Raw genomic sequence first — 15,227 nt, 5'->3', positions numbered from 1 at the left:
AACGTCATGCGTCACAAGAAAGCGGGCAGGCAGTTTGGTCGGGATACCTCCAGTCGCAGGGCGATGCTTCGCAACCTGACGGCGAACCTGATCACCCACGAGCGGATCGAGACGACGGACGCCAAGGCGAAGGAGCTGCGCCGGGTGGCCGAGCGGCTCATCACCAAGGCGACGCGGCTCGGCAAGGTCGCGTACACCGCGCACACGGAGCTCAGCCCTGGCGACAGGGCGCGCCGGCTCCACGCGGAGCGGCTGGTCGGCAGCTACATCCCTCGCTGGGGCGTCGCGACCGACGGCAAGAAGATCGACATCATCGCCAAGGTGATGATCGATCTCTCGAAGCGCTTCGAGGGGCGGCCGGGTGGTTACACGCGGATCATCAAGCTCGGGCCGCGTCGCGGTGACAACGCGCCGATGAGCCTCATCGAGTTCATCGACGCACCTGCGATCGAGGACGCGCCCGCGCAGGTCGCCGAGCCGGTCGCGGCGGCGGAGCCGGCCACCCCGGCGACCACGGCTGGCTGAACCGGAAGCAGGCTGGCGCCCCACGGCGCCGGCGCAGTTGCAGAGAGCACGCCGGGCGAGCGAACAGCTCACCCGGCGTCTCTGCGTTGTGAGCCCGCTTCGCGGGGTGCTGGACTGCGCGCCGTGATCCCGCCCCGGGGGGCTCCGTCGTCGCACTCACATAAAAAGTTCGCGTGTCAGCGTAGGAGCCTGCTCCGGCTCAGCGGCGAGCGCTCCGGCTTCGGGTGCGTCGTCGTGGCGTTTACTTCGCCTCGGCCTGCTCGATCGGCAGCGCAGCGCTGGCGTCAGGGGCAGCGGACTGCGGCGGCTCCGTGTCGACGGGGGGTCCCGGAGAAGCGGCGGTGGACGGCCGCTGAGGAGGCGCTGGCTCCGGAGGTGCGCTCGGCAGCGGCGAGGCGGCGCTGGCTCGCCCTGGCGCCGGCGCCGGCTCCGGAGGCGCGCTCGGCAGCGGCGGGACGGCGCTGGCTCGCCCTGGCGTCGGCTCCGGAGGCGCGCTCGGCCGCGGCGGGGCAGCGCTGGCTCGCCCTGGCGCCGGCTCCGGAGGCGCGCTCGGCCGCGGCGGGGCGGCGGTGGACGGCCGCTGAGGAGGCAGCAGCTCCGGAGGCGCGCTCGGCCGCGGCACCGCGGCGCTGGCCCGCCCGGGCGACGGCGCCGGGTCGCTCCGGCGGCGGGCGATGAAGAACATCGCCAGCATCGCCACGACACCCACCGCTCCCGCGGCGATGTGGCGGTTCGTCTGGTCCTTGCGCTCGGCGACCTTGTCCCCGAGCGAAGCGAGCGCCGCCCTCGCGCCGGCGTGGGCGGGCTCGAGCTCGAGCGCGCGCTCCAGCACGAACTTGTCCGGCGCGCCGCGCTCGATGAGGAGCGCGCCCTCCAGGTAGGCGATCTCGGCCTCGATCGTCCTCGCGTGCTCGCCGGTCGGGTCGAGGCGCAGCGCCTTGCGCAGCATCGCGAGCGCGTCCTCGCGCTTGTCGGCGGCGAGCGCCTTCGCCCGCCCGACGTAGGCGCCCACCATCTCCTTGCGCCGCTCGAAGAGCGGCGCGCGGGCGAGGACCTTGTCGAACGCGTCGGTCGCTTCGGCGAGCTTGCTCGCGCCCGCCGCGGCGACGCCCTCGTCCATCAGCTTGTACACCTCGGCGAGGCGCGCGCGATCGTACGTCGCGAAGAGCTCGCGGGCGACGCGGTCCCACGACCACTCGCGCGGCGGCTTCTCCCCGGTGAGGTTCAGGTACGCGTCGCGGAGCTGCCAGATGCCGGGCTCGCCGATCGCGGAGATGGCCTCGCGGGCAGCGTCGCGCACGCGCGCGCGATCGCTGTTGCAGAAGCTCAGGACCGCGCGCATGGCGTCCACGTCCCGGACGCGGCCGTACGCGCGGAGGACGTCGGCCAGGATCTGCGTGTCGTTCGTCGCGATCGCCTCGCCCGGGATCGCCCGGCCGAGCAGGTCGAGCTGCTTGTTGGCCCACCGCTGCACGATCTTGGCGTCGTGCTGGCGCGCCTCGATCAGCGCCGGCACGGCCTTGTCGCGCAGCTTGGCGATGTGCCGCTGCAGGTCGATGCGGAGCAGCTCGCCGAAGTAGGCGTGGAGCGCGATGAGCTCGCGCACCGCCGGCGTCGTGCCCGCAGCGACGAGCATCCGCTCCATCGCGAGCAGCTTCACGACGTCGCGCCACGCGCTGTCGCGCGGCCGCGGCACCGCCAGCATGAAGTCGAGCCAGTCCCCCTCGGCCTCTTCCTTGTCGTCGTCGGCGCCCTTCTTCGCGCCCTGGTCAGCCCTGGCGTCCTTCTTCGCGTCGCCCGCGTCCTTCTTGGCGCCGGCCGCGTCCTTCTTGTCGTCGCCGGCGCCCTTCTTCGCGTCGGCCGCGCCCTTCTTGTCGTCGCCGGCGCCCTTCTTCGCGCCTTTGTCCGCCTTCGTATCCTTCGCGTCGGCGCCCTTCTTCTTGCTGTCGCGCGCGTCGTCGCCCTTCTCGGCCTTCAGCGCCTTGCGCGCCTCTCTGCGCGCCTCCGCCAGCACGCGCGGCGCCGTGTCGCGGTCGAGCGAGCCGCGGATGTCCTGCACGCGCGCCCGCACCGCATCGACGATCCCGGGGAGCGGCTCGTCGAGGGAGGCGCGGGCGCTCTCGCGCGAGCGCGCGTCCTGCGACGTGATCTGGTCGAGCACCCGGTCCAGCTCGCGGACCGCGGTGATGTCGGGCTCCGGACGGGTGATCGGGGCGAGGCGCGGGAGCTCGGGGAGCGGCGATGACGCCGGCGCGGAGGCGCCCGCGTCGCGGTCCACCGCGGCGTGCGCCGGGGTCAGCGCGAGCGGCCCCGCCGCGAGCAGGCTGAGCAGGACGAGACCCGCGCCCGAGGCTCTGCCTCGCCGCGATGACCGCGCACCTGCGCTCCTCAGATCCAACGAACCGCGTGCCAAGTCTGTCAATCCGTGATGCGGAAGTCGAAGAAGTCGCCCGAGAAGCCGCGCCACCGTACGTCGACGCGCTCGACGCGCGCCGCGCTCGGGCCGCGGTTGGCCCAGGCGATGAGCTCCTTGAGCCCGTCCTCCTCCCCCTCCGCAAGGACCTCGACGCTGCCGTCGGAGCGGTTCTTCACCCATCCGGTGAGACCGAGCCGCTTGGCCTCGCGCTGCGTGGAGGCACGAAAAAAGACGCCCTGGACGCGACCGCGGACGAACAGCTGAACCTGTTTGAGCCCCATGGAACCAGCTTGACTTAGCCGCGCACTCGGAGGGAGGCAACTTCAGGCAGCGCCGGGGCGCCGCGGGCAGTTCGCCCCCGCCGTTCCGTGCGAGGTGTTGGGCGGAGGAGCGTGGACGAGCGCGGACGACCCGGCGCCCATCTCGGCCGGCGCGCTCCCCGGCGCGCATTGACAGAGCAAACGCGCTTGATAGAGTCGCCGCCCGATCGGCAGAAGCAGCCCGCCGATCGAGCGACATGAACGTGAGGGGCGCCGGTTACCAGGCGAGCCCTCTCCCCCCTGGCGACCCGCCGACATCAACGACATGATCGGCCCCGCCTCGGGCTCGACCCGCTAGACCCCTCCAACCAGAAACCATCGACCGACGGCCTCCACGCCCTTGACAGGGAGCGCGCTGTCGCATCCTGGAGCTTTCCGACTCATGCACCTCAGGGAACTGAAGCAGAAACCGATGGCCGAGCTCGTGCAGATGGCGAAGGGGCTCAACATCGAGGGCGCTGCCGGGCTGCGCAAGCAGGAGGTCATCTTCGCGCTCCTGCAGGCCCACGCGGCGCAGGACCAGCCGGTCTACGGCGAGGGTGTCCTCGAATGCCTGCCCGACGGCTTCGGCTTCCTGCGGGCGCCGGACTACAACTACCTGCCGGGCCCGGACGACATCTACGTCTCCCCGTCCCAGATCCGACGCTTCAACCTCCGCACCGGCGACAGCGTCAGCGGGTCGATCCGGCCGCCCAAGGAGCGCGAGGCGTACTTCGCGCTGCTCAAGGTCGACAAGATCAACGGCGAGCCCCCCGAGGTCGCCCGCGACAAGATCCTCTTCGACAACCTCACGCCGCTCTACCCGCAGCAGAAGTTCAACATCGAGAACGGGACGAAGAGCTTCTCGACCCGCATCATCGACATGCTCTGCCCCATCGGCAAAGGGCAGCGCTGCCTCATCGTCTCGCCGCCCCGCGCCGGCAAGACGGTGCTGCTCCAGCAGATCGCCAACGCGATCTCCTCGAACCACCCGGACACGACGCTCATCGTGCTGCTCATCGACGAGCGCCCGGAAGAGGTGACCGACATGCAGCGGACCGTGAAGGGCGAGGTGATCAGCTCGACCTTCGACGAGCCGCCGACGCGGCACGTGCAGGTGGCCGAGATGGTGATCGAGAAGGCCAAGCGCCTCGTCGAGCACAAGCACGACGTGGTGATCCTGCTCGACTCGATCACCCGCCTGGCGCGCGCCTACAACACCGTCGTCCCGCCGAGCGGCAAGATCCTGTCCGGCGGCGTCGACTCGAACGCGCTCCACAAGCCGAAGCGGTTCTTCGGCGCCGCGCGCAACGTCGAGGAAGGCGGATCGCTGACCATCGTCGCGACCGCGCTCGTCGACACGGGCTCGCGCATGGACGAGGTCATCTTCGAGGAGTTCAAGGGGACGGGTAACAGCGAGATCCATCTGGATCGCAAGCTGATGGAGAAGCGCATCTTCCCCTGCCTCGACATCAACAAGAGCGCCACCCGCAAGGAGGAGCTGCTGCTCCCCGAGTGGATCCTCCAGCGCGTGTGGCTGCTCCGTCAGCTGCTGCATCCCCTGAACGTCATCGACTCGATGGAATTCCTCCTGGACAAGGTGAGCCGCACCGAAACCAATCAGGAATTCCTCGAGAGCATGAACCAGTAGTGACTCGTCCCAGGGGCGCTCCCGGCGGCCGTCGGGGGCGCTCTCTGCCGAGCGGACACGTCGCACAGGGGACCCGCGCGCGCTTCCCTGGACGAAGTCGTGTTAGCGTCTGCGGGTGACCGCGAAGGCGGAACAACGCACGAAGGCGCTGCAGGCTCGCATCGACGAGCTGGAGGCGCGGCTCGCCCAGGCCGAGAAGACCGTGCATGCGCTCCGGGACGTCGGGCTCGCGCTCGGCAGCACGCTGGATCTCGACCAGCTCCTCGCGCTCATCCTGAACAAGATCACCGAGCTGCTCGACGCGGACAGGGCCACCCTCTACCTGCTCGATGAGCAGCGCCAGCGCCTGCTCTCGCGCATCGTCATCGGCGAGGAGGCGCGCGCGATCGAGCTGCCCGTCGGCGCCGGGATCGCCGGGCACGTCGCCAAGATCGGGCGCACCGTCCGCGTAAAGGACGCCTACCGGGACCGCCGGTTCTCGCGCGACTGGGACGACGTGACGGGATACCGCACCCGCTCGATCCTCGCCGCGCCGATGAAGAACCACGTCGGCCGGACCATCGGGGTCATCCAGGTCCTGAACAAGCACGGGGAGGGGGAGTTCTCGGTCCACGACGAGGAGCTCCTGAGCGCCCTGGCGACCCAGGCGGCCGTCTCCATCGACAACTCGCGGCTGTTCCTCTCGGTGATCCAGAAGAACACGCAGCTCGTCGAGACGAAGGAGCAGCTCGAGCACCGCGTGAGCGACCTCAAGCTGCTCTTCGACCTCGAGAGCGCGATGGGCCGCGCGACCACGATGGAAGACCTCGCGCGCGCCGTCATCACGGAGGCCGGCAGGGCGTGCGAGGCGCGCGCCGGGGCGATGCTCGTCGATGAGATCGACGGCGGCCTCGTCCTCTATTTCTTCGACCTCGCCGCGTTCGAGGAGGGGAGCGTGCCGCCGCGCTCGTCCGCGTCGGACGACGAGCCGGAGGGCGTCGTGGACGGCTCCCCCCCGCGGCCGGAGGTCAAGCGCGTGGTCATGCGCCGCGGCGAGGGGATCGTCGGTCGCGCCATGGTGCACAACGAGGCCGTGTGCTTCTCGATCGAGGACGTCCAGGAGGGCGACATGCCGGTGTCTCCCCGCCTCGCCCAGCTGTTCGGCGCGGACCTGAGGACGGCGATCGCCGTGCCGCTCGAGGGCGAAGACGGGGTGCCGATCGGCGCCATGGCCCTCTACAACTCCAGGAGGCCGCACGCCTTCTCGAAGGATGATCGCGCGCTCTTGCGGCTCGTGTCGGCGAACGCGTCGACCGCGCTGCGGCTGTTCCGGTCGCGCCTCGAGCGGGAGCAGAGCGAGCGGCTCACCACGATCGGCCGCCTGCTCTCGGGGGTGATGCACGACATGCGCACGCCGCTCACCGTGATCAGCGGCTACGTCCAGCTCATGGCCGGCGCCCCTGACGCGGCGACGAGGGAGGATCACGCGCGGCTCATCCTCAAGCAGTTCGACGTGATCAGCGCGATGCAGCGCGAGGTGCTGGAGTTCGCGCGCGGCGAGCGGAGCATCCTCGTGCGCAAGGTCTACCTGACCAAGTTCTTCGGTGACATCGAGAAGCAGCTGGAGCAGGAGCTCGCCGGGACGGGCGTGGCGCTCACCCTGGCGCTCGAGGACCGCGGGACGGCGCGCTTCGACGAGGCGAAGCTGACGCGGCTCCTGCACAACCTGGTCCGCAACGCTGTCGACGCGATGCGGCCGGGCGGGGGCAGGGTGACGATCCGCGCCTACCGCGACGGGGGCGATCTCGCGATCAGCGTCGCCGACACGGGCAAGGGGATCCCCAAGGAGATCCAGGGCCGGCTCTTCCAGTCGTTCGTCACCTCGGGCAAGCGCGGCGGGACGGGGCTCGGGCTCGCGATCGTGAAGAAGATCGTCGACGAGCACGCCGGGACCATCGAGGTCGAGTCGTCCAGCAGGGGCGCGAAGTTCACGATCCGCTTGCCCCAGGAGAGCGCGCCGTCGCGGTCGTCGGCGGCCGCGGAGGGCGCGGCCCAGGCGCAGCCCCGGCAGGCCTCGACGGACGGCGAGCCGGCGACCAGGCCGCGCGCGGAGGCGGCGCCGGTCGTCCACGAGGGCGGGCCCCGCCGCAGGCCGGCGAGCTCATCCCCACCGGCGAACGAGCGAGGCAGGCGGTCGTCGAGCAGCGGCTCGGACGCCTGATGCGCCACCGCCGCTTGCACGAGGCGCATTCGATGGAGAGACTCGAACGGTGCCCCAGCTCCGCCTGAAGCTCCTCGAGCCGCACCGGACGTCGCTCGAGAAGTGCGTCTACTGCCCCAAGCTCTCCCGCGCCGCCTGCCCCGTGTCGAACGTCGAGGCGAACGAGACGGTCACGCCGTGGGGGAAGATGTCGATGGCGTACTTCGCCGGGCGCGGCGACGTCCCGCTCGACGCGCGCCACGCGGACCCGGCGTGGGCGTGCTCGGCCTGCTACGCGTGCCGCGAGCGCTGCGACCACAAGAACGAGGTGGCCACCGTGCTGACCGACGCGCGCGCGGAGTTCTTCGCGCGCGGCCTCGCGCCCGAGGGGGCCAGGCGCGCGGCGGAGCGCTTCTGGGCCCGCGAGGACGGCCGCGCCGGCGAGCTGGACCCGCGCTCCGGCGCGGCTGCTGCCGCGGCGGGCGCGGTCCCCGTGCTGGTCGGCTGCGGCTATCTCCGCCACGCGCCGGACGTCGCCGGCGACGCGCTCGACGCGACCGAGGCGCTGATCGGCGCCCCGGTCCGCCCGGTGCGCGCTTGCTGCGGGCTGCCGCTCCTCTACGCCGGCGACCGCCCGGGCTTCGAGGCCGCGGCGCGGCGGCTCGCCGCCGAGGTCGCGGGGGAAGAGCGCTTCGTCGCCGTCGACCCCGGGTGCGCGCGCGCGGTGCGCGTCGAGTACGCGCGCGCCGGCGTGAGCGTGGAGACCCCGGAGCTGTTCGTCGATCTCGCGCGGGCGTCGCTGGACCGGCTGCAGCGGTCGGCGTCGGAGCGGCGGGTGCGCTACCACGACCCCTGCCAGCTCGGGCGCGGGCTCGATCGCTACGACGCGCCCCGCGAGATCCTCGCCCGCATCACCGGGCGGCCGCCGGAGGAGTTCATCCACCGCCGCGAGCACGCCGACTGCAGCGGCGGCGGCGGCCTCGTGCCCGCCACGCGCCCCGCCTCGTCCGCCGCCATCGCCGACGGCAGGATCGCGGAGCACCGCGCGCTCGGCGGCGGGCTGCTCGTGACCCACTGCGCGCAGAGCCTCCGGCGGTTCAGGTCCCGGGGCGAGCCGGCGGAGGACCTCGCGAGCCTTGTCGCGCGGGCCGTCGCGCCGCGATGATCGCGCCGCCGCCGGCCGTGGACGGCGCGCGCGCCGGCGCCGCGGGCCCGGAGGGGCGCGCGCCGCACAAGCGGCGCACGGTCGCGGGGAGGCTGCTCGCGAGCTACCTCGTGGTGCTCGCCGCCTTCGCGCTGACCGTCGGCTGGAGCGTGCAGGCGCTCCGGGCCGCGTCGCGCGACGCCCAGCTGCTGCGCGCCGGGTACGTCCCGCTGCTGCTCCGCATCGGCGAGGTCCTGGCGGAGCAGAACGTCTTCAACGCCCAGCTGAACCACATCACGGCCGCGAAGAACCCGGGCGACGTGCGCGAGTGGCTCGAGACCGCCCGGCGAACCCGGCCGCTCGCCTTCTCGATCGTGAAGGACGCCGCCCGCGCGCTCGCCGGGGCCGACGAGAAGGTGGCCGGCGGAGACGCGGGCGTCGGGCAGGCGGCCGCGTCGTCGGGCGTGCGCCGGTTCAGCGAGGAGATCGCCGCCGAGGTGACGGCGATCGAGCGGCTCGTGGGCGCCAACCCGGAGCGGTTCTCCCAGCTCTTCCAGGCGCTCGCCGTCGGCAACCGCGAGCTCGCCGAGCGCACGCGCGACGAGCTGGTCAAGCGCGAGGTCGAGGGCGCGCAGCGGCTGCGGGCGATCAAGAGCCGCGTCGAGGAGCAGATGGAGAGCCTCACCGTCGAGGCGCGGCGCCGGGAAGAGCGCTCGATGCACTTGCTCCTCGGGCTGGGCGTGCTGACGCTGCTCGTCGGGGTGATGATGTCGCTCTACGCGCGGCGCGTGCTCGCCCCGCTCACCGCGGTCACCGAGCGGGCGAACGCGGTCGCGCGCGGCGACCTCACCCCGAAGCAAGTGCTCGCGACGAACGACGAGATCGGCGAGCTCGCGACGACGTTCGAGGACATGGTCGCCGCGATCCGCCGCGCGCGCGCCGAGCTCGTGAACGCGGAGCGGCTGGCGGCGATCGGGAAGATGGCGGCGCACGTGACGCACGAGATCAGGAACCCGCTGTCGTCGATCGGGCTGAACCTCGAGCTGCTCGAGGAGGAGGTTGCGCGCGCCTCCGCCGAGGGCACGCCCGACGCGGAGCTCAGGCCCGTGATGAAGGAGTCGGCGCAGCTCGTCACCGCCATCCGCGGCGAGGTGGACCGCCTGTCGCGCATCGCCGAGCAGTACCTCAGCGTCGCTCGCCGGCCCCGCCCGCGGCTGGAGCCCGAGCGGGTGGACGACCTGGTGCAGGAGCTCGTGGCGTTCGTGCGGCCCGAGCTCGACCGCGCCGGCATCGCGGTCCGCGTCGAGGTGGACGAGGCGGGGCCCGAGATCCTCCTCGACGAGTCGCAGCTCCGCCAGGCGCTCCTGAACCTGCTCCGCAACGCGCGCGAGGCGATGCCCAAGGGCGGCGAGATCGTGGTGAGCGTCAGCTTCTCGGGCGGCGCCGCGACCATCGCGGTCGACGACACGGGCTCCGGCGTGCCGGAGGAGCTGCGGGCGTCCATCTTCGACCCGTTCTTCACGACCAAGCAGCGCGGCACCGGGCTCGGGCTCGCGGTGACGCGGGACATCATCGAGGCGCACGGCGGCACGATCTCGTGCGAGGCGCGCGAGACGGGGGGCACGCGCTTCCGGATCGCGCTCCCGGCCGGCGGCGCGCCGGTCCAGGGGCGCGCCGCGGAGGCGCACGCCATGCTGTGAGCCGCCCCGTCCGTGGGGCGGATGGACACGGCGGCAGCGCGCGCCGCGAGGCGCCGGTTACCTGGGCGAGTCCAGGTACTCGAGGGCGATCCCCATGAGCAGGAAGCCCACGACGGCGAACAGGATCGCCGCCAGCACATAGATGATGGTCCGGAACGTCCGCGTCGGCGGGGGAGGCCGCTGCTCGATCGCTTCCGTAGCGAGGGGGGCGGTCTGCCCCGAGCTCAACGAGCCCATGCTTGGCCGCGTCGGTTTGTAGATCAGCGTTGGACCCTGGCTGGTCGACCCGGCCGAGCTGTCCTCGGAGAGATCCAGGATCTTCAGCGGCCCCGCGGGCGTCTTTGCGACGGGCGGCGCGAGCTCGCCGGCCATGTTGTTCAGCACCATGGTGCCGTTCGGGCCGGTCCACTGCGCGGGCGGCGCCGCCGGGTGCCCGCCCGCCGGGTGCCCGCCGGCCCCGTACGACGGGCGCTGACCCTCGGCCGCCAGGAGCGGTGAACTTCCGGCGGCGTGAGCCGCCAGATCGGGCTCGCTGGGCGGGCCCACGACGGTGTCGACGAGCTCCTGCGCCCCCGGGTCGGTCGCCGTGCGGATCAGGACGGAGGAGACCGGCGGCTGTAGCACCCTGAGCGCGCCGGAGGACGGCGGCTTGACCGTCTGCGGCGGGGGCAGGGGCGTGACGAGCGCGGGGCCCGAAGCGTTGCCGCCGGCCAGGGAGGCGCGTGAGCCGGCGACCGGCTGGCTGGAGCTCCTCGCAGGCCGCAGCTCCCGCCAGGCGGTGAGCCCCTCGAGCGCGCTCTGGAAGCGATCCACGGGCTCGCGCGCCAGCCCCTTCGCGAGGAACGCCTCGAGCCGCGGATCGACAGGGCCGTCCATCACGTCGGCGAGCCTCCGCGCGTCGGTCTTCTGCTTCATCTCGACCATGATGAGCAGGTTGCGCGCCTGGTAAGGCAGCTGACCGCTCATCGACTGGTAGATCATCGTGGCGCAGGCGTAGATGTCCGCGCGGTGGTCGACCGTCTTCGCCTTCCCGATCTGCTCGGGCGGCATGAACGAGAAGGTGCCGAGGCTCTGCCCCATCTCGGTGAGGGTCTCGCCGCCCATCTCCTTCGGCAGCTTGGAGATGCCGAAGTCGAGGATCTTGACCCGCGTGGACCCGTCGGGGCGCGCCTCGAGGTACACGTTCGACGGCTTCAGGTCGCGGTGGATGATCCCGGCGCGGTGCGCGTCGGCGAGGCCCATCCAGACCTGCTCGATGATCGAGTGCAGCTCCTCGAAGCCGATCGGCCCTGTCCGCTTCAGCCGATCGATCAGCGACTCGCCTTCGAGCAGCTCGAACACGAGCACGATCCCGTGCTCGGGATCCTCCTCGACGTCGAGGATCTCGGTGACGTGGTCGCTGTTGATCGATCCCGCGGCGCGCGCCTCGCGCCGGAACCGCTCGACGGCGGACGACTTGGCCTTCGAGTCGGCGCGCAGGAGCTTGATCGCCACCTGGCGGCCCGTGCGGATGTTCTCCGCAGCGAACACCTCGCCCATGCCGCCACGGCCGAGCTGGCGGATGATGCGATACCGGTTCGCAACGACGGTTCCAGCTTCGATCTCCAAAAGCGCCTCGCCACAGATTATCCCCCGCGCTGACGCGGGGGATCAAATTCTCCGGCCTGAACGGGGTGATCCGACCATCGACCGCAGATCGCCGGCCATGAGCCGCCGTCGCCCTGCTCTGGCCGGGGACGGCGAAAGCGCTGTGGTGACGAACTCTTCCGTGAATTCTTCGCCGTCGCGCTGGTGAGCCAGCGCTCCCCCCCTCACGCGCGCGCCGCCGCGTCGGCCGCAGGGGCATGACCGTGCCCCTGCGCCGCCGCGCAGCTCACTCGTCTTCCTGCTGCTGGAGCTTCGCCACGACGCTCAGGTCCTCCAGCGTCGAGGTGTCGCCGGTCATCGCGCGGCCCGCGGCGACGTCCTTCAGCAGCCGGCGCATGATCTTGCCGCTGCGGGTCTTCGGCAGGGCGTCCGCGAAGCGGATCGCGTCGGGGCGCGCGAACTTGCCGATCTCCTTGGCCACGTGCTCGGCGAGCTTCGCCTGGAGCTCCGGTCCAGCCGTGAACCCTGGCCGGAGCGAGACGAACACGACGAGCGCCTGCCCCTTGAGCTCGTCCGGGCGGCCGACCGCGGCCGCCTCGGCGACGGCGGGATGCGAGACGAGCGCGCTCTCGATCTCGGCCGTCCCGATGCGGTGGCCAGCCACGTTCAGCACGTCGTCGATGCGGCCGACGACCCAGAAATAGCCGTCCTCGTCGCGGCGCGCGCCGTCGCCGGTGAAGTAGCAGCCCTCGACGTCGCTGAAGTACTGCTTGCGGAAGCGATCGTCGTCGCCCCACACCGTGCGCAGCATCGACGGCCAGGCCTGCTTCAGGACGAGCAGCCCGCCCTCGCCCGCGGCGACCGGCTTGCCGTCCTTCGTCACGACCTCGGGCACGACGCCGAACATCGGCAGCCCGGTCGACCCCGGCTTCGAGAACGACGCGCCGGGCAGGGTGGTCATCATGATCGCCCCCGTCTCCGTCTGCCACCAGGTGTCCACGACCGGGCAGCGGCCGCCGCCGATGGTCCGATGGTACCAGATCCACGCCTCGGGGTTGATCGGCTCGCCGACCGAGCCGAGGAGCCTGAGGCTCGACAGATCGCTCTTCGCGGGCCACTCGTCGCCCTGCCGCATGAAGGCGCGGATCGCCGTGGGCGCGGTGTAGAGGATGGTCACCCCGTGCTTCTCGATCAGCCGCCAGAAGCGGCCCCAGTCGGGGAAGTTCGGCGCGCCCTCGTACATGAGGCACGTCGCGCCGTTCGAGAGCGGGCCGTAGACGATGTAGCTGTGCCCCGTCACCCAGCCGACGTCCGCGGTGCACCAGTAGACGTCGTCGTCGCGCAGATCGAAGACGTACTTCGTCGTGACGTGCACGTTGACCAGGTAGCCAGCGGTCGTGTGGAGCACGCCCTTGGGCTTCCCGGTCGAGCCGCTCGTGTAGAGGATGAAGAGCGGGTGCTCGGCGTCGACGACGGTCGGCTCACAGGAGGGCGAGGCCTGGGCGAGCAGGTCGTGCCAGTAGACGTCGCGGCCCTCGGTCATCTGCACCTCGCAGCGGTCGCTGCCGAGGTGCTGGTACACGATGACGCGCGTCGCGCTCTTCGCCTCCGGCTGCGCGAGCGCCCGGTCGACGGTGGCCTTGAGGGGCACGACCTGCCCGCGCCGGTACGCGCCGTCTTGCGTGATGACGAGCTTGGCCTGGCTGTCGTGGATGCGGTCGCGGAGCGCGTCCGCGGCGAAGCCGCCGAAGACCACCGTGTGCACCGCGCCGAGCCGCGCGCACGCGAGCATCGCGACGGCCACCTCGGGGACCATGCCCATGTAGATCGCGACCCGGTCCCCCTTCTCGATGCCGAGCCGCTTGAGCGCGTTCGCGAGCAGCAGCGTCTCGCGGTGGAGCTGGGCGTAGGTCAGCGTGCGCGTGGCGCCGTGCTCGCCCTCCCAGATGATGGCGGCCTTGTTCTTCGTGGCCGTCGTCAGGTGGCGATCGAGGCAGCTCTCCGTGACGTTGAGCGTCGCGCCGAGGAACCACTTGGCGTGCGGCAGGGTCCAGTCGCTGGTCGTGGTCCACGGCGTGCGGAGCACGAGGTCGCCCGCCTCCCGGCGCCAGAACGCATCTGGCTGCTCGATGCTCTCGCGGTAGAGCGCCTCGTAGGCCTCCGGCGCGCCAACGCGCGCGCGACGCGAGAACTCGGCCGGCGGCTCGAACCGGCGCGTCTCCTTCAACAACGACGTGATGGCATCCTGCGACATGGTGACCCCTTGGAGGGGACGGCGAAGGCCGCTCCCCGACCCATGTAAGAAGCGAGGGCGAAGGCCGCTCCCCGATCCACGTTGAAGGGGACGGCAGAGGCCGCTCCCCGACCCATGTTTCCCCCGCTGGAAAGGTCGGCGAACCATCTCCGACCCACCGTCAGGGCGTGCGAGGATACATCCGCCAAGCGGCAGAACAAGGATGGAACGCGGCCGCGCGGGCCCGGCGCGGCCCGCTCACCAGAACGCGTACCCGGCGTGCAGGCTGCCTCCCAGGTGCAGCAGCACGGCCGAGTAGAGCGGCGTGTCGTCCTCGTCCTTGTAGCTGATGCCGCGCGACGACTGGAAGTAGCTGTCCAGCGAGAACCCGAGCAGCACCCCGCCGAGGTCGAGCTCGACGCCGACCTCCGAGAAGACGAACGCGTTCACCCCCGAGGCGGGGCGGCACCGGCCCTTGCAGATGTCCCCGTCCGGCGTGTTGGTGTTGTGGAAGCTCACGTCGTCGTAAGTGAGGCCTCCCCCGATCGAGCCCACGAACCGCCAGGTCTGGCCAGGGGTCATCAGGCGGACGTTCAGCCCGAGGCGCGTCGAGCCGAGCGTGTAGCTGGCGTTCTGGTAGGAGGGATCGTCCGAGCCGGTGGCGATGTTCGCGTACTGGAGCATCACGTCGAACGCCGCGGGGGTGTTCACCCGGTACCCCACCCGGATCGAGCCGGCGCCGCCGCTGTTCGCCTCCGGGCTCGGGAACTCCCTGGGGTGGCCGAGGGGCCAGAGCAGCGACGCGGCGCCGATCACGTAGTAGCCCTGCGGCGCCAGCGACAGCGGCACGGGCCGCGGCGGAGGCGGGGGCGGGGGCAGCGTGAACGGCTGCGCGTCCGGGGGCACGGCGGGCCGCTCCCGGGCCAGCGTCAGCTTCACCTCCTTGTCGCGCTCGCCGCTCACCACGCTGACGCTCTGGTCGGCGCTCACGTGGCCCTCGGCCCGGGCGCCGATGCGATGCACCCCGGGCCCGAGCTCCACGACCCGCGTCCCCGAGGACGAGGGGGGTTGCTCCTCGCCGTCGATGATCAGCGTCGCGCTCGGCGGGCTGAGCTCGATCTTCACGTGGGCGAGCAGCGCGCGCATCTCCTCGATGGCGCTGCGCGCCGTCTTCTCGTCGCCCTCGTCCATCGTCTCGCGGTGCTGCGCGAGCGCGCGCTCCAGCGCCGCGATCGCCCGCGGGTAGTTGAAGAGGGCCTTCTCGGCGAGCGCGATGTTGAATAGCGGGCTCGCCTTCGGCTTCTCCTTGTAGGCCGCCTCGAACTCGACGACCGCCGCCCGGTAGTTCCGGTCCTGGAACAGCTTGATGCCGTTCTCCATGTGCTGCCGGTACGGCTCGACCTGCGCGAGCGCCGGCGAGAGCTGCAAGGCCAGGCCGAGCGTCGCCGCGCAGAGCGCGAGCGGGAGTCGTCCGTGCGATCTGCTCAAGCCCG

10 protein-coding genes are annotated in these 15,227 nt (G+C 71.8%); 5 read left to right on the top strand and 5 right to left on the bottom strand.

Features of this window, described 5'->3' with window-relative positions:
- Positions 1 to 6 precede the first annotated feature (6 nt).
- Positions 7 to 525 carry a 50S ribosomal protein L17 gene (gene rplQ, locus WME89_RS47010; RefSeq protein ID WP_438006068.1) on the top strand — a complete coding sequence of 173 codons (519 nt, stop codon included), beginning with the start codon at positions 7 to 9 and terminating at the stop codon, positions 523 to 525.
- A 241-nt stretch (positions 526 to 766) separates the two neighbouring features.
- Here the strand turns inward: rplQ and WME89_RS47005 are convergent, their stop codons facing one another.
- Both WME89_RS47005 and yccX read right to left on the bottom strand, forming a co-directional pair.
- Positions 767 to 2,923: a hypothetical protein gene (locus WME89_RS47005; protein WP_438006067.1), complete on the bottom strand. Its 2,157-nt coding sequence runs from the start codon at positions 2,921 to 2,923 to the stop codon at positions 767 to 769.
- 20 nt (positions 2,924 to 2,943) lie between these two features.
- Positions 2,944 to 3,222 carry an acylphosphatase gene (yccX, locus tag WME89_RS47000; protein WP_436620013.1) on the bottom strand — a complete coding sequence of 93 codons (279 nt, stop codon included), beginning with the start codon at positions 3,220 to 3,222 and terminating at the stop codon, positions 2,944 to 2,946.
- Positions 3,223 to 3,643: 421 nt separating this feature from the next.
- On the opposite strand from yccX, the gene rho reads away from it, so the two are divergent.
- The 4 genes from rho to WME89_RS46980 all read left to right on the top strand — a co-directional run bounded on the left by rho (position 3,644) and on the right by WME89_RS46980 (position 9,914).
- Positions 3,644 to 4,891, top strand: coding sequence for a transcription termination factor Rho (gene rho / locus WME89_RS46995; RefSeq protein ID WP_044986941.1), 1,248 nt, complete (start codon positions 3,644 to 3,646; stop codon positions 4,889 to 4,891).
- Positions 4,892 to 5,006: 115 nt separating this feature from the next.
- Positions 5,007 to 7,091, top strand: coding sequence for a GAF domain-containing protein (locus tag WME89_RS46990; protein ID WP_438006066.1), 2,085 nt, complete (start codon positions 5,007 to 5,009; stop codon positions 7,089 to 7,091).
- A gap of 49 nt (positions 7,092 to 7,140) precedes the next feature.
- Positions 7,141 to 8,235 carry a (Fe-S)-binding protein gene (locus WME89_RS46985; RefSeq protein WP_438006065.1) on the top strand — a complete coding sequence of 365 codons (1,095 nt, stop codon included), beginning with the start codon at positions 7,141 to 7,143 and terminating at the stop codon, positions 8,233 to 8,235.
- Positions 8,232 to 9,914, top strand: coding sequence for an ATP-binding protein (locus WME89_RS46980; RefSeq protein ID WP_438006064.1), 1,683 nt, complete (start codon positions 8,232 to 8,234; stop codon positions 9,912 to 9,914). The genes WME89_RS46985 and WME89_RS46980 overlap by 4 nt, the downstream gene beginning before the upstream one ends.
- A 57-nt stretch (positions 9,915 to 9,971) precedes the next feature.
- Here the strand turns inward: WME89_RS46980 and WME89_RS46975 are convergent, their stop codons facing one another.
- The 3 genes from WME89_RS46975 to WME89_RS46965 all read right to left on the bottom strand — a co-directional run bounded on the left by WME89_RS46975 (position 9,972) and on the right by WME89_RS46965 (position 15,222).
- Positions 9,972 to 11,522 carry a serine/threonine protein kinase gene (locus WME89_RS46975; RefSeq protein ID WP_438006063.1) on the bottom strand — a complete coding sequence of 517 codons (1,551 nt, stop codon included), beginning with the start codon at positions 11,520 to 11,522 and terminating at the stop codon, positions 9,972 to 9,974.
- 265 nt (positions 11,523 to 11,787) lie between these two features.
- Positions 11,788 to 13,755 carry an acetate--CoA ligase gene (acs, locus tag WME89_RS46970; protein WP_438006062.1) on the bottom strand — a complete coding sequence of 656 codons (1,968 nt, stop codon included), beginning with the start codon at positions 13,753 to 13,755 and terminating at the stop codon, positions 11,788 to 11,790.
- A gap of 237 nt (positions 13,756 to 13,992) precedes the next feature.
- The gene (locus tag WME89_RS46965; protein ID WP_438006061.1) at positions 13,993 to 15,222 is read right to left on the bottom strand and encodes a hypothetical protein; all 1,230 of its coding nucleotides are present in this window, start codon (positions 15,220 to 15,222) and stop codon (positions 13,993 to 13,995) included.
- Between the last annotated feature and the right edge of the window lie 5 nt (positions 15,223 to 15,227).

It is taken from the genome of Sorangium sp. So ce321, from assembly GCF_051530195.1.
Taxonomy (GTDB): domain Bacteria; phylum Myxococcota_A; class Polyangia; order Polyangiales; family Polyangiaceae; genus Sorangium.
This window is presented reverse-complemented; position numbering and strand designations above follow the sequence as displayed.

Coding starts and splice junctions, on each gene's coding strand:
- rplQ (WP_438006068.1), top strand. CDS start 7: ATGCGTCACAAGAAAGCGGGCAGGCAGTTTGGTCGGGATACCTCCAGT.
- rho (WP_044986941.1), top strand. CDS start 3,644: ATGCACCTCAGGGAACTGAAGCAGAAACCGATGGCCGAGCTCGTGCAG.
- acs (WP_438006062.1), bottom strand. CDS start 13,755: ATGTCGCAGGATGCCATCACGTCGTTGTTGAAGGAGACGCGCCGGTTC.
- WME89_RS46980 (WP_438006064.1), top strand. CDS start 8,232: ATGATCGCGCCGCCGCCGGCCGTGGACGGCGCGCGCGCCGGCGCCGCG.
- yccX (WP_436620013.1), bottom strand. CDS start 3,222: ATGGGGCTCAAACAGGTTCAGCTGTTCGTCCGCGGTCGCGTCCAGGGC.